Origin of the sequence: Bradyrhizobium sp. MOS003 (genome assembly GCF_003020125.1) — a bacterium.
In the GTDB taxonomy this organism is placed as follows: Bacteria; Pseudomonadota; Alphaproteobacteria; order Rhizobiales; family Xanthobacteraceae; genus Bradyrhizobium.
The window spans coordinates 124,570-142,719 of the sequence record NZ_PYFW01000006.1; the positions used below are offsets into that span (position 1 = coordinate 124,570).

Sequence of the window (18,150 nt, forward strand, 5' to 3'; positions counted from 1 at the left end):
ATGAAGACCAAGTCCCTTTTGAGCACCGCGTCGCTCGCGCTCGTCATCGCAGCTTTTTCCGCGGGGGCACAGGCGCAGATCGCGGTTGGCCACCTCGAGGATCGCTCAGGCGGCACATCCGACGTCGGCACCCCCTATGGCCAGGCTGTCGCCGACACATTCGCCTGGGTCAACAAGAACGGCGGCGTCGGCGGCAAGCAGCTCAACGTCGACACGAACGACTATGGCTACCAGGTGCCGCGCGCGATCGCGCTCTACAAGAAGTGGTCGGCGCCTGACAGCAAGGTCGCCGCGATCATGGGTTGGGGCACCGCCGACACCGAGGCGCTGACCGGCTTCCTCGCCCAGGACAAGATCCCCGATATGTCCGGCTCCTATGCCGCGGCCCTCACCGATCCCGAGGGCGTCAGCGGCAAGGCCAAGCCCGCGCCGTATAATTTCTTCTACGGCCCGAGCTATTCGGACTCGCTGCGTGCGATGCTGATCTGGGCAGCCGAGGACTGGAAGGCCAAGGGCAAGTCCGGCAAGCCGAAATTCGTGCATATGGGCGCTAACCATCCTTACCCGAACGCGCCGAAGGCCGCGGGCGAAGCCATAGCGCAGGAGCTCGGCTTCGAAGTGCTGCCGCCGCTCGTGTTTGCGCTCGCGCCTGGCGACTACAGCGCCCAGTGCCTGAGCCTGAAATCCTCGGGCGCCAACTACGCCTATCTCGGCAACACCGCGGCCTCCAACATCTCGGTGATGAAAGCTTGCAAGACCGCAGGCGTTGAGATCCAGTTCATGGGCAATGTCTGGGGCATGGATGAGAACGCCGCCAAGACGGCCGGAGACGCCGCCAACGGCGTGATCTTCCCGCTGCGCACTGCGGTAAGCTGGGGTGGCGATGCGCCCGGCATGAAGACGGTGATGGAAATCTCCAAGATGTCCGACCCCACCGGAAAGGTCTATCGCCCGGTGCACTACATCGCGGCCGTCTGTTCGGCGCTCTACATGAAGGAAGCGCTCGACTGGGCCGCCAAGAACGGCGGTGCCACCGGCGAGAACGTCCGCAAGGGATTCTATCAGAAGAAGGATTGGGTCCCGGCCGGAATGGAAGGCGTCTGCAATCCCTCGACCTGGACCGACAAGGACCATCGCGGCACGCTGAAGGTCGACCTCTATCGCACAAAGATCACCGGTGCGACCGACGGCGACCTCAACGACCTCATGGCCAAGGGCGCGATCAAGCTTGAGAAGGTTAAGACCGTCGAGCTGCCGCGCAAGCCCGAACTGCTGGGCTGGTGAGCCCGGTTCTCACCACACCCACACTGTCATCCCCCGCGAAGGCGGGGGATCCAGTACGCCGCGGCTTCTCCGTGAACCTCCGGCGTCTCTGGAATACTGGGTCGCCCGGTCAAGCCGGGCGACGACAGCGGAGTAATGAAGCATGACCGAAACCATCGAAGCGACACGGTCCCCCACCGCCGTCCCAGCGGCACCCCTCCTCGCCGTGCGCAACATCGAGGTCGTCTATGACGACGTCATCCTGGTGCTGCGTGGCCTCAGCCTCGACGTCCCCAAGGGGGCGATCGTGGCGCTGCTGGGTGCCAACGGCGCCGGCAAGTCGACGACGCTGAAGGCGATCTCGGGGCTGCTCAAGACCGAAGACGGCGAGGTCACGCGCGGGGAGATCCTGTTCGAGGGCGAGCGGATCAATGGCATCGATCCCGACAAGATCGTCCGCCGCGGCATCTTCCAGGTGATGGAGGGCCGGCGCATCGTCTCCGACATGACGTCGCTGGAGAACCTCAAGCTCGGCGCGTTCACGCGCCGGGACCGCGAGGTCGATGCCGATCTCGACATGATCTTCACCTATTTCCCGCGCCTGAAGGAGCGCACGGGTTTGGCCGGCTATCTCTCCGGCGGCGAGCAGCAGATGCTCGCGATCGGCCGCGCGCTGATGGCGCGGCCGAAGATGATCTTGATGGACGAGCCGTCGATGGGCCTTTCGCCGCTGCTGGTGAAAGAGGTGTTTGCGATCATCCAGAAGATCAACCGCGACCTCGGCGTCACCATCCTCCTGGTCGAGCAGAACGCACGCGCCGCGCTGTCGGTAGCAAGCCACGGTTACATCATGGAGCAAGGCAAGGTCGTGCTCGACGGCACCGCTGACGAGCTACGCGACAACGAGGACGTCAAGGAATTCTACCTCGGCGGCGCCGGCGACCAGCGCAAGAGCTTCAAGAACCTCAAGAGCTTCAAGCGGCGCAAACGGTGGCTCTAACCCAGCACCTGCTCCGCTTCCGTGACTGCGCAGAGAACATGATAGAACGACGACGCGGGAATGGTGTCGATCAGCGACTTGCCGTCGGGATCGAACTGGTCGTACCAGCCGCCCCTCACGGGATGGCTGAGATAATGCCGTTCGAGCCGCACCAGCGCCGCACGCGCCTCGTCCGCTGCGCCCGACTCACCGGACTCGGCCTGCGCGATCCACGCCTTCGCGATCTCGGTTTGCGGCCAAAGTCGGCGCGTGCCTCGGCTAATGTTGCCGATGCCGTCCCCCTCGTCGATCAGGCAGCCCGTGGCCTCGTCGCGATAACGCAGCGCGGTCGCAAGCAACTCGGCGCGCCGCTGACCGGTCGGGCATCCCGTGATGCGTTCGAAACCTTTCAGCAGCCAGACCCATTCCGCCTGATGGCCCGGCTCGACGCTGACAGGCTCGATCTTCGACCAGTCCTCCTCGAAATACTCCGTAAGGATGCGCTTCTGCTTATCGTAGAGATTGGCGAGGAACAGCGCGAAAAACTCGCCGGCACGGTTCTGGAACGACAGATCGTGGGTCGCGTCGAAACACGCGATCATCGCCTCGAACAGATGCATGTGCGGGTTCTGCCGGCGCGGCAGCGAAACCGGAAGGCCTTCGTGCACGCCGCCATGCGGCGAGCGCAGATGACCGTCGAGGAAGGCCAGCAGCGCGTCGATCTCGGCACGAATTTGGGCGTCCTGGTCGAGCGCGTAGACGGTCGCGAGCGCGAACAGGATGAAAGCGTGGTCGTAGGCATCGCGCCGGCCGTCCAGCACCGTCCCCTCCGGCGTCAGCCGGTGCACGTAGCCCGGCCGGCCGTCGGGCGCTTTGGCTTTGCTGAGCAGATGCTCCAGCCCCTTCAGCGCGATGGCGCGGCCCTCAGGGTACCAGCCCATTTGTGCGGCCTTGGCGTAGCAATAGATCTGGCGGGCCTGCACGAACACGCGCCGCGGCGCAGCCGCATCCGCAGCGCCGTCGCGGTGCAGCCGGTCGATGAAACCGCCTGCGGCAGGATCCCAGCCGACGGTCGACCACAGCGGCAGCGCCTCCTCGATCATGCGGCGCTTCAGGCGCGCGACGACGTTCGCCGCCTCCTGCGCCGCCATGATTCCTTCGTCCGCCATCGCGTCCTCTCCGGGCCTCGCCAATGTCCGTCTGTTACCCACGCCAGCGGCGGCGCGCAACGGATGCCAACACGGAAAGACCAGCCATGACCGCCCATTACGACGCCCGCGAGACGCGCGAGCCAGCAGCGCGCGAGGCCGATCTGTTCTCCCGCCTGCCGGAGGTGTTGCGCGCCGCGGTGGCCGCCCCGGCCTATGCCGAGCGGCTGAGAGGTATCGATCCCGCCGCAGTGACCTCCAGGGCCGCACTGGCGGGTCTGCCGGTCTTGCGCAAGTCGGAACTGCCTGCCCTGCACAAGGCCACCGCGCCTTTTGGAGGCTTCGTGGCAGCGCCCGCCGGCTCATTCGCCCGGCTTTTCACCTCCCCCGGCCCGATCTTCGAGCCGGAGGGGCGGCAGGCCGATCCCTGGCGGGGCGCGAGGGCGTTGTTCGCGGCCGGGTTCCGGCCCGATGACATCGTCCTCAACACCTTCAGCTACCATCTCACCCCGGGCGGCTTCATCTTCGACGCCTCCGCCCGCGCGCTCGGCTGTGCGGTGATCCCGGCGGGGCCCGGCAATACCGAACAGCAATTCGAGTTGATCGAAGCCTACCGCCCGGCTGGCTACAGCGGCACGCCGGACTTCCTGAAGATATTGCTCGATGCCGCGGCCAGTTCAGGCCGCGACGTCTCCTCCATCAAGCGCGCACTGGTTTCCGGCGCGGCATTCCCGCCCTCGCTCCAGGCTGAGATCAAGGCGCGTGGCATCGACGCCTACCAGGCCTTCGGCACCGCCGATCTCGGCCTCATTGCGTTCGAAACCGAGGCACGCGAGGGCATGGTCGTGAACGAAGACCTGATCCTGGAGATCGTCAAGCCCGGCACTGGCGACCCCGTCGCGTCGGGCGACGTTGGCGAGATCGTGGTGACGTCGCTCGATTCCCACCATCCGTGGATCCGGCTCGCCCTCGGCGACCTCACCGCAGCGCTGCCGGGGCCGAGCAAATGCGGCCGCACCAACATGCGCATCAAGGGCTGGATGGGCCGCGCCGACCAGACCACCAAGGTCAAGGGCATGTTCATCCGCCCCGAACAGATCGCCGAGATCGGCAAGCGTCATTCCGCGCTGGGACGACTCCGCCTCGTCGTCACACGTCAGGACGAGACCGACGCGATGACGCTGAAAGCGGAAACGGCGACTGTGAATGACGCCCTGCGCGAAGAGGTTGCGGCAAGCTTGCGCGCCGTGACGAAACTTGGCGGAAGCGTCGATCTGGTCGGTGTCGGCTTGCTGCCGAACGACGGCAAGGTGATCGCCGATGAGCGGTAGGCTCAGCTCGATTTCGACAGCCGGTAATTGCCGAGATAGAGCACGTCCAGCCCCGAGCAGAAATAAGTGTGCAACGCCTCCAGCGGCGCGTTCACCGTCGGCTGCTCGTTGATGTTGAGGCTGGTGTTGATCAGAACCGGCAACGAGGTCGCTTTCGCGAACTCGCCGATCAGGCGGCTGTAGAGCGGGTTGCTGTCCGCGTGGACGCTCTGGATGCGCGCGGTGTTGTCGACATGGACCACCGCAGGCATGGTCTCGGCGACCTTCTGATTGACCGGGAACGTCACCACCATGAAGGGCGCGTCGAACGTGTCCTCGAAATACTCGGCCTGGCGTTCGTACAGCACCGACGGACAGAACGGTCGGAATTCCTCGCGATACTTGATGGTGAGGTTGATACGGTCCTTCATGCCCGCATGCCTGGGATCGGCCAGGATCGAGCGGTTGCCGAGCGCGCGCGGACCGTACTCCATCCGCCCCTGGAACCAGCCCACCGTCTTCTGTTCGGTCAAATCGGTGACGCAGCGCGACACGGGATCGTCGAGCAGTTCGAACCGCGCCCCGATCTTGTCGAGCGTCTCCCTTATCGTGTCGTTGGAATAGTCCGGTCCCCAGTAAGCATGGGTCAGCGGTGCGATGGCGTGGCCCGCCTCGGCGCATTTCATCATTGCGGCGCCGAGCGCCACGCCGGCATCATGCGGCACCGGTGGGACGTAGAGACGCTTCACGGACGGCTCGGCCGCAATCTCCATGTTCATCTTGCAGTTCAGCCCGACGCCGCCGGCGATACAGACATCACCGCAGCCGGTCTCGGCGATCGCGGAACGGATCACTTCGGTGGCGACGATCTCGAGCTGCTTCTGGCCGCTTGCGGCAATGTTGGTCAGACGCTGGTCGAGCGGCGCGCCACGCAGCCGCCGCGGCCCCAAAATCTCCTCCATTTTCTCGGTGAAGATGCGCTCCTGCCGTGTCGAGAAATCACTGGTGAAGATCTCGGCGTCGCGCCTGCGCTTGTCGAGCTCGGGATCGAGCTCGTAATCGATGCCGTTCGGACGCAGCAGCTGGGCGAACTTGTCGAGATAGTCCGGGCTCCCATACGACGACAGGCCCATGACCTTGTACTCGTCATTGGTCATCTGATAGCCGAGATACTGCGTAAGCATCCCGTAATAGAGCCCGAGACTGTTGTTGCGCGCGAACCGCGTCAGCACGCGGAAGTCGTTGCCGCGCGCATGCGCGACGAGGCCGGAGCTGGAATCGCCCGAGAAGTCGAAACAGGCCACGGTCGCCTCCGGAAAACCGGAGCCATAGAACGAGCTCGCGGCATGACAGAGGTGATGGTCGTAGAGCTCGATCTTCGGGCTGTGGCCGAACTGATACCTGAAATATTCGGTGAGACGCTGTGTGTAGTTGGTGTAGGTCTTCAACGGCGAGCAGATCCAGTCGACGTCGCGCATGGTGATGCCTGCCTGCTTCAGGCAGAAGCCGATCGCCCCGCGCGGCAGCTCGCCGCGCGCATGTTTCGCCAGCGTGAAACGCTCTTCTTCGGCAGCAGCGATCAGCTCTCCGTCGCGCAGTAAAACCGCCGCACCGTCGTGATGCCCGTGCTTGATCCCCGAGCTGATTCCGATCACATACATGTCGCGTAGACCCCTCGGGAGCCTTCTACAGAAACCGCGGCCAATGTAAATCGGCTCGGGCGGACTGGAGCGCTTGACGCCGGCCATTTTGGCCCGATGCCGCCGGGCGCAGGAACCTTGCATCGCCCCTGCCGCTCCCGTATTACCAACCTTGCTGCGATATGGCCTGGAATTGGCCCTTCCTGGACCCCAAAACGTGCTTGAACGAACCCTCGTCACCATCGCCGAGACCGAGACCATTGAGGAAGCCTTCCGGCGCCTGAATGCGAACATGCTCGGCATCCTGTTCGCACAGGACGCGAGCGGACGGATCGTTGGCGCCGTGACTGACGGAGACATCCGCAGGCGCATGCTCGCCGGGACCACGATCCAGGACCGGGTCGCGACCTGCATCAATCGCAACTTCGTCTCGGCCAGGGCCGGCGGCCCGCGCGAGCAGGTCCTCAAATTGCTCGATCAGCGCGTGCACGTGGTGCCGATCCTCGATGGCGAAGGACGGCTCGTCGAAGTGTTCAGCCGCGAGCTGTTCAACCTGTCCGAAGAGAGCGAAGTGTTCGCGCGCGCCCGCTCGCCGGTTCGGATCAGCTTCTCCGGCGGCGGCACCGACCTGACGCACTATTTCGTCGAGAATGACGGCGGCGCGGTAATCAACGCCACGATCAAGATGTACGCTCACGCGACGTTGCGGCGCCGGAGCGATTCCAGCATCCGGATCTATTCGCACGATTTCCGCAGCACGATCGAGGCCGACAATCTCGCGGCGCTCGGAACGGACGGAGATCTTGCGCTGATCAAGTCCGTCGTGCGCCTGATCAAGCCGACTTTCGGGTTCGAGCTCGAGGTCTCCGCCGACTTCCCGGTCGGCTCGGGCCTCGGCGGATCGGCGGTGGTCACATCCGCCATCATCGGCTGCTTCAACGAATTCCGCGGCGACCAGTGGGACCGCCACGAGATCGCGGAGATGGCGTTCCAGGCCGAGCGGCTGATGCTCAACATCCCAGGCGGCTGGCAGGACCAGTACGCCACCGTGTTCGGCGGCTTCAATCACATGGAGTTCTTCTCCGACCAGAACACCATCGTGCCGCTTCGCCTCGACCCCAACATCATCGCCGAGCTCGAGGAGAGCCTGGTGCTCTGCTACACGGGCTCGGGCCGCGATTCCGGCGCCATCCACCGCGACCAGAAAGCACAGCACGAGACCAGCGATGCCGTCGCCGCAGCCGCCAAGCAGAAGGAAGTGACGCGCGACATAAGGCGGCATCTCCTGCGCGGACAGCTCCTGGAATGCGGCCGGCTGATCGACGAGGCCTGGCACGCCAAGCGGAAGCTGAGCTCGAAGATCTCGTCGGACGCGATCGATGCGATCTACGATTTCGCCAAACAGCACGGCGCGGTCGGCGGCAAGCTGCTGGGCGCAGGTGGCGGCGGCTACTTCCTGTTCTTCGTACGTCCGTTCGAGCGCTACCAGCTCATCGCTGCGCTGGAACAGCAGGGACACAGCTGTTCGCGCATCATGTTCGAAGAGAACGGGCTGCGAACGTGGAAGTCGCGTTTTCCCGCGCGATTTGCCTGACGCAGTGAGACGAGAATGTTGATGACATCGCCAAAACAGACCGCTTCAGTCCGCATCGGCAACCGCCCCCTCGGTGACGGCGAGCCCTGCTACGTCATTGCCGAGATCGGCAACAACCACAATGGCGACTTCGATCGCGCCATTGCGCTGGTCGATGCCGCGGTTGCCGCTGGGGCCGACTGCGCCAAATTCCAGATGCGCAAGCTCGACGAGGTCTATCGCGCCTCGAGCCTGTCCGGGAAGGACGACGACCTCGCGGTGGAATACACGCTCGATCTGTTGCGCCGCTTCGAGCTTCCGACGGCGCAGCAGAAGAAGATCGTCGAGTACTGTGCAGCCAAGGGCATCCAGTATCTCTGCACGCCCTGGGACGCCACCAGCGTCGCCGTGCTCGAAGGTTTCGGCGTACAGGCCTACAAGGTTGCCTCGGCCGACCTCACCAACCTGCCGCTGCTCGCACGCCTCGCCGCCACCGGCAAGACGCTGATCGTCTCGACCGGCATGAGCACGACGGACGAGATCAAGGCCGCGGCGAAATTCCTCGACGAGCGCGACGCGAGCTACGTGCTGCTGCATTGCCAGAGCACCTATCCAGCCGCACTCCACAACATCCATCTGCGTTTCATGGAAACGTTGCGCGAGATCCATCCGGTCGTCGGCTATTCGGGCCACGAGCGCGGCATTGCCGTCTCGACCGCCGCGGTGGCGCTCGGCGCCGTCGTGATCGAACGCCACATCACCCTCGACCGCGAGATGGAAGGTCCGGACCATGCTGCAAGCCTGGAGCCGGAGGAATTCAAGGCTCTCGTCTCGGGCATCCGCGAGGTGGAAGTGGCGCGCGGCGAGAAGCTGGCCGAGCGCGCGCTGAGCCAGGGCGAGCTGATCAACCGAGAAAACCTCGCCAAGAGCCTGGTGGCAGCGCGCGACCTTTCGTCCGGCACGGTGATCTCCGAAGCCGACATCGCGGTGAAGAGCCCGGGACAGGGCCTGTCGCCGCTGAAGATGCCGGCGCTGCTCGGCCGCAAGCTGACACGGACGATGGCAGCCGACGACTATTTCTTCCAGAGCGACCTCGATGAAGGCGCAGCAAAAGCACGGCGCTACCGCTTCGACCGCCCATGGGGCGTGCCGGTGCGCTATCACGACGCCGAGCGCTTTCTGGAGATCTGCCAGCCCGACATCATCGAATTCCATCTCAGCTACAGCGACATGGAGCGCGATCCCGCGGCGTATCTGTCCGGCAGCTACGATCTCGGCTTCGTCGTGCATGCGCCGGAGCTGTTTGCCGGCTCCAAGCTGATGGACCTGGCAACGCCCGACGAGGCGCTGCGGCGCTATTCGCTGGAGCAGACCCAGGCGGTGATCGACATCACCCGCGGCCTAAAAAAGTACTTCCCCAAGACCAAGCGGCCGCCCATCGTCGCCAACATCGGCGGCTTCACCATGGACGAGCCGCTGCCGCCGGAGGCGAAGGCCGAGCGCTATCGCATCTTCGCACAGAGCCTGACCGAGCTCGACATGGACGGCGTCGAGCTGACGCCGCAGACCATGGCACCGTTCCCCTGGCATTTCGGCGGCCAGCGCCACCAGAACATCTTCATCTTCCCGGACGAGTCCGCCGCGTTCTGCGCCAAGCATGATCTGCGCATGTGCGTCGACATCTCGCACACGAAACTCGCCGCCAATCATTTCGGCTTCAACTTCGCGCAAGGCCTCGCCCAGCTCGGTCCGCACACCGCGCATCTGCATTTTGGCGACGCCAAGGGGCTCGACGGCGAGGGTCTTCAGATCGGCGAAGGCGAGATCGACTTCGACGAGATCGGAAAGGTTCTGCGCAAGCACGCGCCGACGGCCTCGTTCATTCCCGAGATCTGGCAGGGCCACAAGAACATGGGCGAAGGCTTCTGGACCGCGCTCGAGCGTCTCGAGGGACACATCTGATGGCGCGCAAGACGCTGGCGGTGATCGCTGCACGCGGCGGCTCGAAGGGCATCCCGCACAAGAACCTTCTCGATCTCTGCGGCAAGCCGCTGATCGCCTGGACGGTCGAGCAGGCACGCGCGGCACGGGGCGTCGACGTGGTCGCCGTATCTTCCGACAGCGACCAGATCCTCGCCGCGGCTGAAGCGGCCGGCGCGGTCGGGGTGCGGCGCCCCGACGACATTTCCGGCGACCTCGCCTCCTCCGAATCCGCCTGGCTGAACGCCCTCGATGCGATCGACGCGCGGATGGGGCGGTTCGAGCGGATCGTCGCGCTCCAGGCGACGTCGCCGATCCGCGAACCCGGCGACATCGAGAACGCGCTTGCGACCTTCGATCGCGACCATCTCGACAGCCTGCTCTCGGTCTGCGAGGTCGAGGATTACTTCAACTGGCGGATCGGCGCGAACGGACCAGAGCCGATCAACTACGACTATCGCAACCGCCGCATGCGGCAGCAGATCGAGAAGCGCTATCTGGAGAATGGCTCGTTCTACGTCCTGATCCCGTCCCTCCTGCGCGAGCAGAGCAATCGTCTCGGCGGCAAGATCGGCTTCCACGTGATGGAACGTCACAAGATGTTCCAGATCGACCGCCCCGAGGACGTCAAGCTTTGTGCCGCCATCATGCGCAGTTATGGCTATGCCTGATCTCAGCGCCTTCTCGCTCCAGGACAAGATCGCGCTGGTGACCGGCGCTTCGCGCGGCATTGGCGCGGCCATCGCGACCGGCCTCCAGGATGCGGGAGCTACGGTGTTCGGCCTCAGCCGTTCCGGGACCGCGCCGCAGGGCGTGACTGCGATTCCCTGCGACCTCTCCGACGACAAGGCGATTGAAAACGCGTTCCGCATGATCGCGGCGCATGGCGGCCGTATCGACGCGCTGGTCAACGCCGCCGGCATCAGCATTCCCCCACAGAGCACCGAGAGCGAGCTCGCGCGCTTCCGCGCCACGCTCGCGACCGACCTCACCGGCGTCTACGCCACCATCGTCGCCGCCTATCCGCTCTTGAAGAAGGCGGGCTCGGCTGCGGTCGTCAACGTCACCAGCATCAATTCGATCCGCGGCTTTCCCGGCAATCCGGGCTACGTGGCGGCGAAGGCGGGTCTTGCCGGGCTGACGCGCGCGCTCGCCGCCGACTACGCGGCCGACGGCATCCGCGTCAACGCGCTTGCACCGGGTTATGTGGCGACCGAGATGACCGCAAAGAGTTTTGCCGATCCGGTCATGCACGAAGAGAGACGCCGACACACCATGCTCGGCCGCTGGGGACAGCCCGCCGACATGGTGGGAGCCGCCGTTTTTCTGGCGTCGGAAGCCTCTGCCTATGTGACCGGTCAGGAGCTCTTCGTCGACGGCGGCTGGATCGCCAAGGGCCTCGCCATCAGTTCGGATAGCAAATCGTGACCACAACGCTCGAACGCATCGGCTTTATGCAGGGACGGCTGTCGGCGCCGGTTGACGGCAAGATCCAGGCCTTCCCCTGGGACGAGTGGCGGCACGAATTTCCACGCGCGAAAGAGCTCGGCCTGACGCGGATGGAATGGACCATCGACCAGGAACGGCTGCGCGAGAACCCGCTGACGACCGAGCCGGGGCAGCAGGAGATTCTGGCGCTGTCGCAAGAGAACGGCGTGCGCATTCCGAGCCTGACCGGCGACTGCTTCATGCAGGCGCCGTTCTGGAAGGTCGACGCCGTCGTGCGCGACGCCCTTGTCTCCGACCTAGATCTCCTGATCGCCGCCTGCAGCCGCGTCGGCATCGAGTTCGTCGTGATCCCGCTTGTCGACAACGGCAAGATCGAGCGCGAGAGCGAGAGCGATACGTTGAAGCGCGTGCTGCTCGCACGCTCCGGGCAGCTGACAAGAAGAAACGTCAAGATCGTGTTCGAATCCGATCTGCCGCCGCGCGATCTCGCCCGGTTCATGGAGGCGTTTCCGGCCGAAATTTTCGGCGTCAACTACGACAGCGGCAACAGCGCCTCGCTCGGCTATGATGGCGACGAGGAGATTGCCGCCTACGCGCCGCGCATTCTCAACGTGCACGTGAAGGACCGTATTCGCGGCGGCACCACCGTGCCGCTCGGTACCGGCAACGCGGACCTCGCCAAGACGATCCGGCTGATCGAGCGCGCCGGCTACAAGGGCCAATACATCCTGCAAACCGCACGCGCGGCCGACGGCGACCATGCCGGCGCGCTGGCGAAATATCGCGACATGACGGTTCGCTGGATCGAGGACGCCGCGCGATGAAGCTCGAGCTGAACGATCGTATCGCTCTCGTCACCGGCGCCAGCCGCGGGATCGGGCTCGCGATCGCGACGACGCTCGCCGCAGAAGGCGCCAGGGTCGCGCTCGCGGCGCGTGGTGCCGAGGCACTCGACGCGGCGCGCACGATCGTCGGGGGCATCTCGTCCGTCCACGTCGCCGACGTCACTGACCCCGCCGCTGCGAAGGCATTGGTCGGGGGCGTCGAGAAGCAATGGGGCCGGCTCGACATCCTCGTCTGCAATGTCGGCAGCGGCGCCTCCGTGCCGCCGGGCAAGGAAACCGCGGCCGAGTGGTCGCGGGTGATGGACCTCAATCTGTTCGCTGCGACCAACATGATCGAGGCTGCCCGGCCGCTGATGGCGCGCGGCAGCGGCGACCGGGCCATCGTCTGCATCTCCTCGATCGCAGGCATGGCGGCGCTTGGCGCGCCCGTCACTTACCATGCGGCGAAGGCCGCGCTGAATGCGACCGTGCGCGGCCTGGCGCGGCCCCTGGCGCTCGAAGGCATTCGCGTCAATGCCGTTGCGCCGGGCAACATCCTGTCGGCGGACGGCACCTGGGCGCGCAAGCTTGCGGAAAACAGTGCCGCGGTCGAAGAAATGCTCGTACGCGACGTTGCGCTGCGCCGCCTGGGCAAGCCGGAAGAGATCGCCGACCTCGTCGCCTTTCTCGTTTCACCCCGCGCATCATTCGTCACCGGCAGCGTGATGGTCGCGGACGGCGGCCAGCTCAGAAGCTGAACAGGAGCTTTCGATGGGACCCCCCTCCTCCCGCTACGACCTGACCGGCCGGACCGCGCTCGTGACCGGCGCCGGCGGCCTGCTGGGCAAGCAGCACGTCGCAGCACTCACTGAATCCGGCGCGCGCGTGGTCGTCACCGATCTCGGCCTGGCCCAGGCAGAGGCCGCCGTCGCTGCGTTGAAACAGGCATCGCCTTTAGCCGATCTGATCGCGCTTGAGATCAACGTCACCTCGCTCGACTCGGTGCGGGCCGCCAATGAACAGCTTGCAGATCGCAACATCATCGTCGACATCCTCGTCAACAACGCCGCGATCGATCCGAAGGTGACGTCCGCGCCCGGCCTGATGCACTCCTCGCGCTTCGAAGCGTTTCCGGTGCCGCAATGGCAGACCGAGATCGCCGTTGGCCTGACCGGCGCGATGTTGTGTGCGCAGGTGTTCGGAGGCGAGATGGCGAAACGCGGTCGCGGCGTGATCCTCAACATCGCCTCGGATCTCGGCGTGATCGCGCCGGACCAGCGGCTCTACCGCCAGCCGCAGGTGACGCGCGAAGAAGAACAGCCGGTGAAGCCCGTGACCTATTCGGTGATCAAGCATGGCTTGATCGGGCTGACGAAATATCTGGCGACCTACTGGGCCGATCACGGCGTGCGCGTCAACGCGATCTCGCCGGGGGGAGTCTTCAACAACCAGGACCCCGCCTTCGTTGAACGACTGACGCGCCTCATACCCATGGGCCGCATGGCCGATGTCGACGAATACCGCGCGGCAGTGCAGTTCCTCTGCTCGGACGCATCGAGCTACATGACCGGGCAGAATCTCGTCATGGATGGCGGGCGGAGCGTCTGGTAGCGCACGCAGAACCGGCACGAGGACGGCAAGACCGCGCTCGCGCCCCTTCAGCCGCAGTCCCAAAGCATCACCGCCTCAGCCGCTGCCGGGTTGCGCCTCGCTCTTGCCTTCTAGCAATTTTCCAAGTCCTTCGCTGGCCACGAAGGCAAGCCCCGCCAGCCCGGGTATGATGAGCCGCGTCTCGGTGAAATCCGCTATGAAAAAGACGAGCCCCACATGGACCAAGCAAGCCGAACCGACGACGGCAATCGTCCGGGTCAAGACAAACGTCCTCACGATCGCGATCACGAGCACAGGACTGGCGATCGCCACCACGAGCTTCATGGCTAGAAGATTGCCGACCAGCTTGCTGAAGTCGCCATTGGTGACCAGGAATGACCTGTAGTCCGTTCCAGGATGCATCCAGATCAGCGTCTTCGGCACGGCCAACGAGATGCCGATCAGCAGCCCGAACACGACCCATTCCTTCAGGGTCGGCCATCGCCGCTCAAAAGCAGCAAGTCCCAGAAGCGAAAACGCCGAAGCGAATACGACGTCGGTCCGCCCGAAGCTGATGATCAGTCCAGAAATGATCGCGGCGGGGTATCGCTGCGACGTCAGCAGAAAAAGCTGCCAGAACAACCCGCCCGCGATGAAGACGGGCCCCATGCGTCCCGGATAGATCGCGATCTGCGTATAGAATGCAAAGCACAGCAGGCAGAGCCACGTCGCAGTCGGCGAAAGAAGCAGCGTCGCCAGCGCAAATACTGCGAGAAACGACAAGGAATCGAACAAATAGTTGGCAACGATATGGGTGTAGAAGGTCGAGCCCCCGTGGGTACGATCGTCACCGAGTATCTGGACGTAGACCTCGGTAATCTTGGCCAGCAACGGCCGCATCACGCCTTCGACAGCGTCCATATGAGCAAATGCGCGCTCGTGATCGAGGCTCAATTGCAGTTGGTCACGAAGCAGATTGGCTTCATGCGCAGTGATGGACAGCGCGAGGCAGCAACTCACGAGCAATCCCAGCATGACCGGATTGAAGAAGCTGCTTCTTACCTTGAACAGGAGCCGCAGCGGAACGAGCGCGACGGTCACGAGGAAGGCTATTCCGACATACCGCAGCAGGCCCGGGAGAAACCTGTCGGATATATTCACCCACCACCAGGTGATAACCAGAATGTTCGAGATGACCCAGAAACCCAGCACCAGGCCCAGGGATGGCGTCTTCATGCGATCGTCAAACTTCAGCAGGCGGGCAAGCCGGCCGGACCATGACAGCATTGCCCCGTGCTCCGACAATCTATTTCCTTGATCAATGCTGCAAAATGCCGGCGAGGTTCATGTGCGCAGGCCGCGAGTGCTCGATACCCAGCAACGTCCGCCGATTGTCGTTCGTGCGCTGCAAGTGCAGGCTCGCGAGCGTCATTCCGGTGCAAGTGGTAACCGTGGTCCCGCGACCGCCAAACGGTTTGAGAAAGTCGAACACGCGACTGCCGAACATGTCGACGACCGATACCTCTCGCGCACCGAGCGGCGGAATCTCGCCGAAATCGCCCTCGATCTGCTCGCCGTCCTCGCGGATCAGCTTCGACGTAGGCCGCGCCGCATGAGCATATTCGGGATCGGAGGAGTGATTGATCAGCATCACGCTGCTGACGATGTCGCTGGTCGCAATGATCTTCGGATTGATCCCAGTGAATCCGACATGCGCCTTGAGCCTGCCCTCGTTCAAGGGCCGGGCAAACGCGCCGGTGCGGTAGATCGCGACGTTATCCTGATCGACATAGGTCATCGAATAGCTGGCAGGCGAGGAACGGAAGCCGTCCATGCGTCCGCGCGACATTACGGCGATGACCAAGTAATCGTGCCGTGGCAGCTTGAGTGAAGCGAAAAGGCGCGACAGCTCGATCTCGACGGAGGCGCCCGGCGCGTAGTCTTCCGGAAACTCGTAGGTCGCCCGGTACTCGCCGTCGCGCGACAGGATGTGCAGTTTGAACCTGAGCTTCTTGCTGAAGCCCGAGGCGACCAGGCTGGCGAGTTCGGGAACGAGATCCTTGACCGTTTCGCGAAAATTCTTGCGCAGGCTGCCTGCGACAAGGCTGCGGAGATACCTGACGTCGACCGGACGATACCAGGCAGGAATCGAAAAGCCCATGCGCGACTCTACGCCCGCGAATGTCGGGAACATGAATCTGGGCTCGTGAGGCTTCCAGGGGCTGGACGAGAAACGTGTCACGGACGGCCTCTAAAAGTGATGCAAGCTGAACTTGCCGTTGGCAAATTCGTAATAACTGAACGGACTGGCGATGTTGGTGCCCTTGAATTCCAGGGCGAAACCTTCGGCCGCGCCGACCAGCCGTTCAGCCTCGGGGAAAAGGTCCAGCGTGCTGATGCGGATGGCGCCCATCGGCGCGATCTCCGGTATCTCACGCTGGCCTAATGCCGTGCCGTCGAGGGCCATGAGCCGCGCCGTCCCGACCGAGACGCCTTCGGGCGCCATGCAGGAGTTCACCAGCACGACGCCGGACTCCTTCAGGAATCGCGTGAGATAGGATTGCATCCAGGCGGAGGTCGGGAACGGCGCTGCCGCGACCGGTTCACGCTCGTGCGACAACGTTATCGCACCGTGCTGCGAGAAATATTGTGCGTAATAGCCGGTCGTCACCTTCCGTCCGGGACGAAGCTTGGTCTCGTGCTTCGGGACCATCGCCATCGCGACCGTTCCCGAAACGCGCGGACACAGCCCCGACGTCTGCAATTGCAATTGTCCGTTGACGCCGAGTTCCCTGTGGAAATATCCAGCCGGCTTGCCCGCTCCATCGAAGAGCCAGACATGAGCATCCACCTCTGGATGATCCTTCATGAAAACCGAGAAGTAGTTGAACGCGCAGACTTCCGTCGTGACGGTCTCGTCGTTGCGCAGGTAGAGCACGGCGGGCGGATAGCCCCTTGCGACCGCCTCGCCAATCAGCAATTCACCGGGCATTCGACAAGACTCGGCGGGAGAGCGATGGATTGGCACAGCCGAACCGGCCGGCGGCTTTGGACAAATCAGACGCGATGTTCTTGCCCGCTTGCTAAAACGTCGACGCGATTTCAGGGCCTGTTTACGCTGAGCCGACAGCAGAATCAACCGGGAACGGGGTCGCGTCGAGCGGCCCAAAGAGACGGCAAGAGCATCGCCGTCAGGCTCGATAGCACCAGCCTCTGCGGCCGCGTGGCGGCCGGACAATGCGTGGCAAACCAGACAAGATGACGTACCGCTTCGGTACGGGGACCCGCGATCCTGCCAGCCGTGGAATCCTTGCATTGCCGCTGCGGCTCCCGTATGACCGAATCCGGCTACGTGACCTGGTACCCGCCTGAAAACAGGCCGGAACATCGGCCTTTCCTGGACCCACACCGTGCTTCAGCGACTGCTCCTCAGCATCACTCCGATCACGGCGCTCATTCCGCCGGGGAAACGCTGACGTGCGCTGGCAAACAAAGGCGCGGGCGTTCTCGGTGCTGTCGAATATCCCCTGGGGCGAAGACCTGCACTACGCGCTGCAGCGCTACGTCACACGCCGGCTGCCGCGCCCCGAAAAGCAGGTCAGATCCATCTACACCCTCGCGCAGCGGCTGCTGGCCGTTCACGAGAAGTACAGCTTGCGGCCGCTGCGGGATTCGACTTGCTTCGAGTTCGGCGCCGGACGCGATCTGATCGTTCCGCTCGCTTTCAGTGCACACGGGGCCCGACGCTTCGTCACCGTCGACATCGAGCGCCTGGCCAAGCTGGAGCTGATCCGTTCCAACGCCGCCATCGTGTCTCGACTGAGCGGCACCGACCACCCCGAGATGAATTCCCTGGAGGACCTCGAACCTTCGTGGAGGATCGACTATCGCGCACCGTCCGATGCCCGGATGACCGGCCTGCCCGCCGCCTCGATCGACTGCGCCGTCTCCGTCGAAACGCTCGAGCACATTCCCAAGCGCGACATCGCGGCAATCTTGAAGGAGCTGCGACGCATCATGCGTCCCGACGGACTGGTCCTCATGCAAATCGACTATGGCGACCATTTCAAAGGCTTCGATCCGTCCATCAGTTCATTCAACTTCCTGACATATTCCGAGGAGGATTGGGCGCCTTTCCAGTCGCGTTTCCAATACGTCAATCGTCTGCGCCACAGCGAATATCTGCAGCTGTTCAGGGAGGCAGGGTTTCAATTGCTCAGCGACCAGCCCGACCGCCGGCCGCCGGAGCAGCACATCCTCGACCGACTGGCGCCATGCTTCAGAGACTTCTCCGAAGAGGATCTGTTTACACTCGGCTCGCTAATCGTCGGCCGTCCGGCCAACCTATCGATAGGACACTGAACATCGCCATCTCCCGGTTGCTCGGCCGAAGC

At 64.0% G+C, this 18,150-nt stretch carries 16 protein-coding genes; 11 read left to right on the plus strand and 5 right to left on the minus strand.

Features of this window, described 5'->3' with window-relative positions; all coding sequences use genetic code 11:
* Entirely contained in the window at positions 1 to 1,284 is a 1,284-nt protein-coding gene (locus C7G42_RS24825; RefSeq protein ID WP_106951569.1) for an ABC transporter substrate-binding protein, read from the plus strand.
* A gap of 142 nt (positions 1,285 to 1,426) precedes the next feature.
* Positions 1,427 to 2,263, plus strand: a complete 837-nt coding sequence (locus C7G42_RS24830) for an ABC transporter ATP-binding protein (protein ID WP_106951570.1) — start codon at positions 1,427 to 1,429, stop codon at positions 2,261 to 2,263.
* On the opposite strand, the gene C7G42_RS24835 is transcribed toward C7G42_RS24830, so the two are convergent.
* The gene (locus C7G42_RS24835; protein WP_199581120.1) at positions 2,260 to 3,411 is read right to left on the minus strand and encodes an AGE family epimerase/isomerase; all 1,152 of its coding nucleotides are present in this window, start codon (positions 3,409 to 3,411) and stop codon (positions 2,260 to 2,262) included. The genes C7G42_RS24830 and C7G42_RS24835 overlap by 4 nt on opposite strands.
* Positions 3,412 to 3,497: 86 nt before the next feature.
* Here C7G42_RS24835 and C7G42_RS24840 point away from each other — a divergent pair, with 86 nt between their 5' ends.
* Positions 3,498 to 4,721 carry a phenylacetate--CoA ligase family protein gene (locus tag C7G42_RS24840; protein ID WP_106951571.1) on the plus strand — a complete coding sequence of 408 codons (1,224 nt, stop codon included), beginning with the start codon at positions 3,498 to 3,500 and terminating at the stop codon, positions 4,719 to 4,721.
* Between the two features lie 2 nt (positions 4,722 to 4,723).
* On the opposite strand, the gene C7G42_RS24845 is transcribed toward C7G42_RS24840, so the two are convergent.
* A complete protein-coding gene (locus C7G42_RS24845; protein ID WP_106951572.1) occupies positions 4,724 to 6,361 on the minus strand; it encodes a carbamoyltransferase family protein in 1,638 nt (545 codons plus the stop codon).
* Positions 6,362 to 6,557: 196 nt separating this feature from the next.
* On the opposite strand from C7G42_RS24845, the gene C7G42_RS24850 reads away from it, so the two are divergent.
* From C7G42_RS24850 to C7G42_RS24880, 7 genes are read left to right on the plus strand one after another with little or no spacing between them, the layout of a single operon-like run.
* Positions 6,558 to 7,934, plus strand: coding sequence for a GHMP family kinase ATP-binding protein (locus tag C7G42_RS24850; RefSeq protein ID WP_106951573.1), 1,377 nt, complete (start codon positions 6,558 to 6,560; stop codon positions 7,932 to 7,934).
* A 21-nt stretch (positions 7,935 to 7,955) separates the two neighbouring features.
* A complete protein-coding gene (locus C7G42_RS24855) occupies positions 7,956 to 9,875 on the plus strand; it encodes an N-acetylneuraminate synthase family protein (protein WP_245427934.1) in 1,920 nt (639 codons plus the stop codon).
* A complete protein-coding gene (locus C7G42_RS24860) occupies positions 9,875 to 10,564 on the plus strand; it encodes an acylneuraminate cytidylyltransferase family protein (protein ID WP_106951575.1) in 690 nt (229 codons plus the stop codon). Before C7G42_RS24855 ends, C7G42_RS24860 begins: the two co-directional genes overlap by 1 nt.
* Positions 10,557 to 11,321, plus strand: coding sequence for an SDR family oxidoreductase (locus C7G42_RS24865; protein WP_199581121.1), 765 nt, complete (start codon positions 10,557 to 10,559; stop codon positions 11,319 to 11,321). The genes C7G42_RS24860 and C7G42_RS24865 overlap by 8 nt, the downstream gene beginning before the upstream one ends.
* Positions 11,318 to 12,166 carry a sugar phosphate isomerase/epimerase family protein gene (locus tag C7G42_RS24870; RefSeq protein ID WP_106951577.1) on the plus strand — a complete coding sequence of 283 codons (849 nt, stop codon included), beginning with the start codon at positions 11,318 to 11,320 and terminating at the stop codon, positions 12,164 to 12,166. The genes C7G42_RS24865 and C7G42_RS24870 overlap by 4 nt, the downstream gene beginning before the upstream one ends.
* Positions 12,163 to 12,924, plus strand: coding sequence for an SDR family NAD(P)-dependent oxidoreductase (locus C7G42_RS24875; protein ID WP_106951578.1), 762 nt, complete (start codon positions 12,163 to 12,165; stop codon positions 12,922 to 12,924). The genes C7G42_RS24870 and C7G42_RS24875 overlap by 4 nt, the downstream gene beginning before the upstream one ends.
* 13 nt (positions 12,925 to 12,937) lie before the next feature.
* Entirely contained in the window at positions 12,938 to 13,777 is an 840-nt protein-coding gene (locus tag C7G42_RS24880) for an SDR family oxidoreductase (RefSeq protein WP_106951579.1), read from the plus strand.
* Between the two features lie 75 nt (positions 13,778 to 13,852).
* Here C7G42_RS24880 and C7G42_RS24885 read toward each other — a convergent pair whose 3' ends face one another.
* The 3 genes from C7G42_RS24885 to C7G42_RS24895 all read right to left on the minus strand — a co-directional run bounded on the left by C7G42_RS24885 (position 13,853) and on the right by C7G42_RS24895 (position 16,748).
* Positions 13,853 to 15,043 (minus strand): hypothetical protein, encoded by a 1,191-nt coding sequence (locus C7G42_RS24885; RefSeq protein ID WP_106951580.1) that lies wholly within the window; start codon positions 15,041 to 15,043, stop codon positions 13,853 to 13,855.
* A gap of 31 nt (positions 15,044 to 15,074) precedes the next feature.
* Positions 15,075 to 15,917 (minus strand): hypothetical protein, encoded by an 843-nt coding sequence (locus tag C7G42_RS24890; protein ID WP_245427936.1) that lies wholly within the window; start codon positions 15,915 to 15,917, stop codon positions 15,075 to 15,077.
* A 90-nt stretch (positions 15,918 to 16,007) separates the two neighbouring features.
* The gene (locus C7G42_RS24895) at positions 16,008 to 16,748 is read right to left on the minus strand and encodes a hypothetical protein (protein ID WP_199581123.1); all 741 of its coding nucleotides are present in this window, start codon (positions 16,746 to 16,748) and stop codon (positions 16,008 to 16,010) included.
* A 485-nt stretch (positions 16,749 to 17,233) separates the two neighbouring features.
* Between C7G42_RS24895 and C7G42_RS24900 the strand changes: the two genes are divergently transcribed.
* Entirely contained in the window at positions 17,234 to 18,118 is an 885-nt protein-coding gene (locus C7G42_RS24900) for a class I SAM-dependent methyltransferase (protein ID WP_199581124.1), read from the plus strand.
* Positions 18,119 to 18,150: the final 32 nt, after the last annotated feature.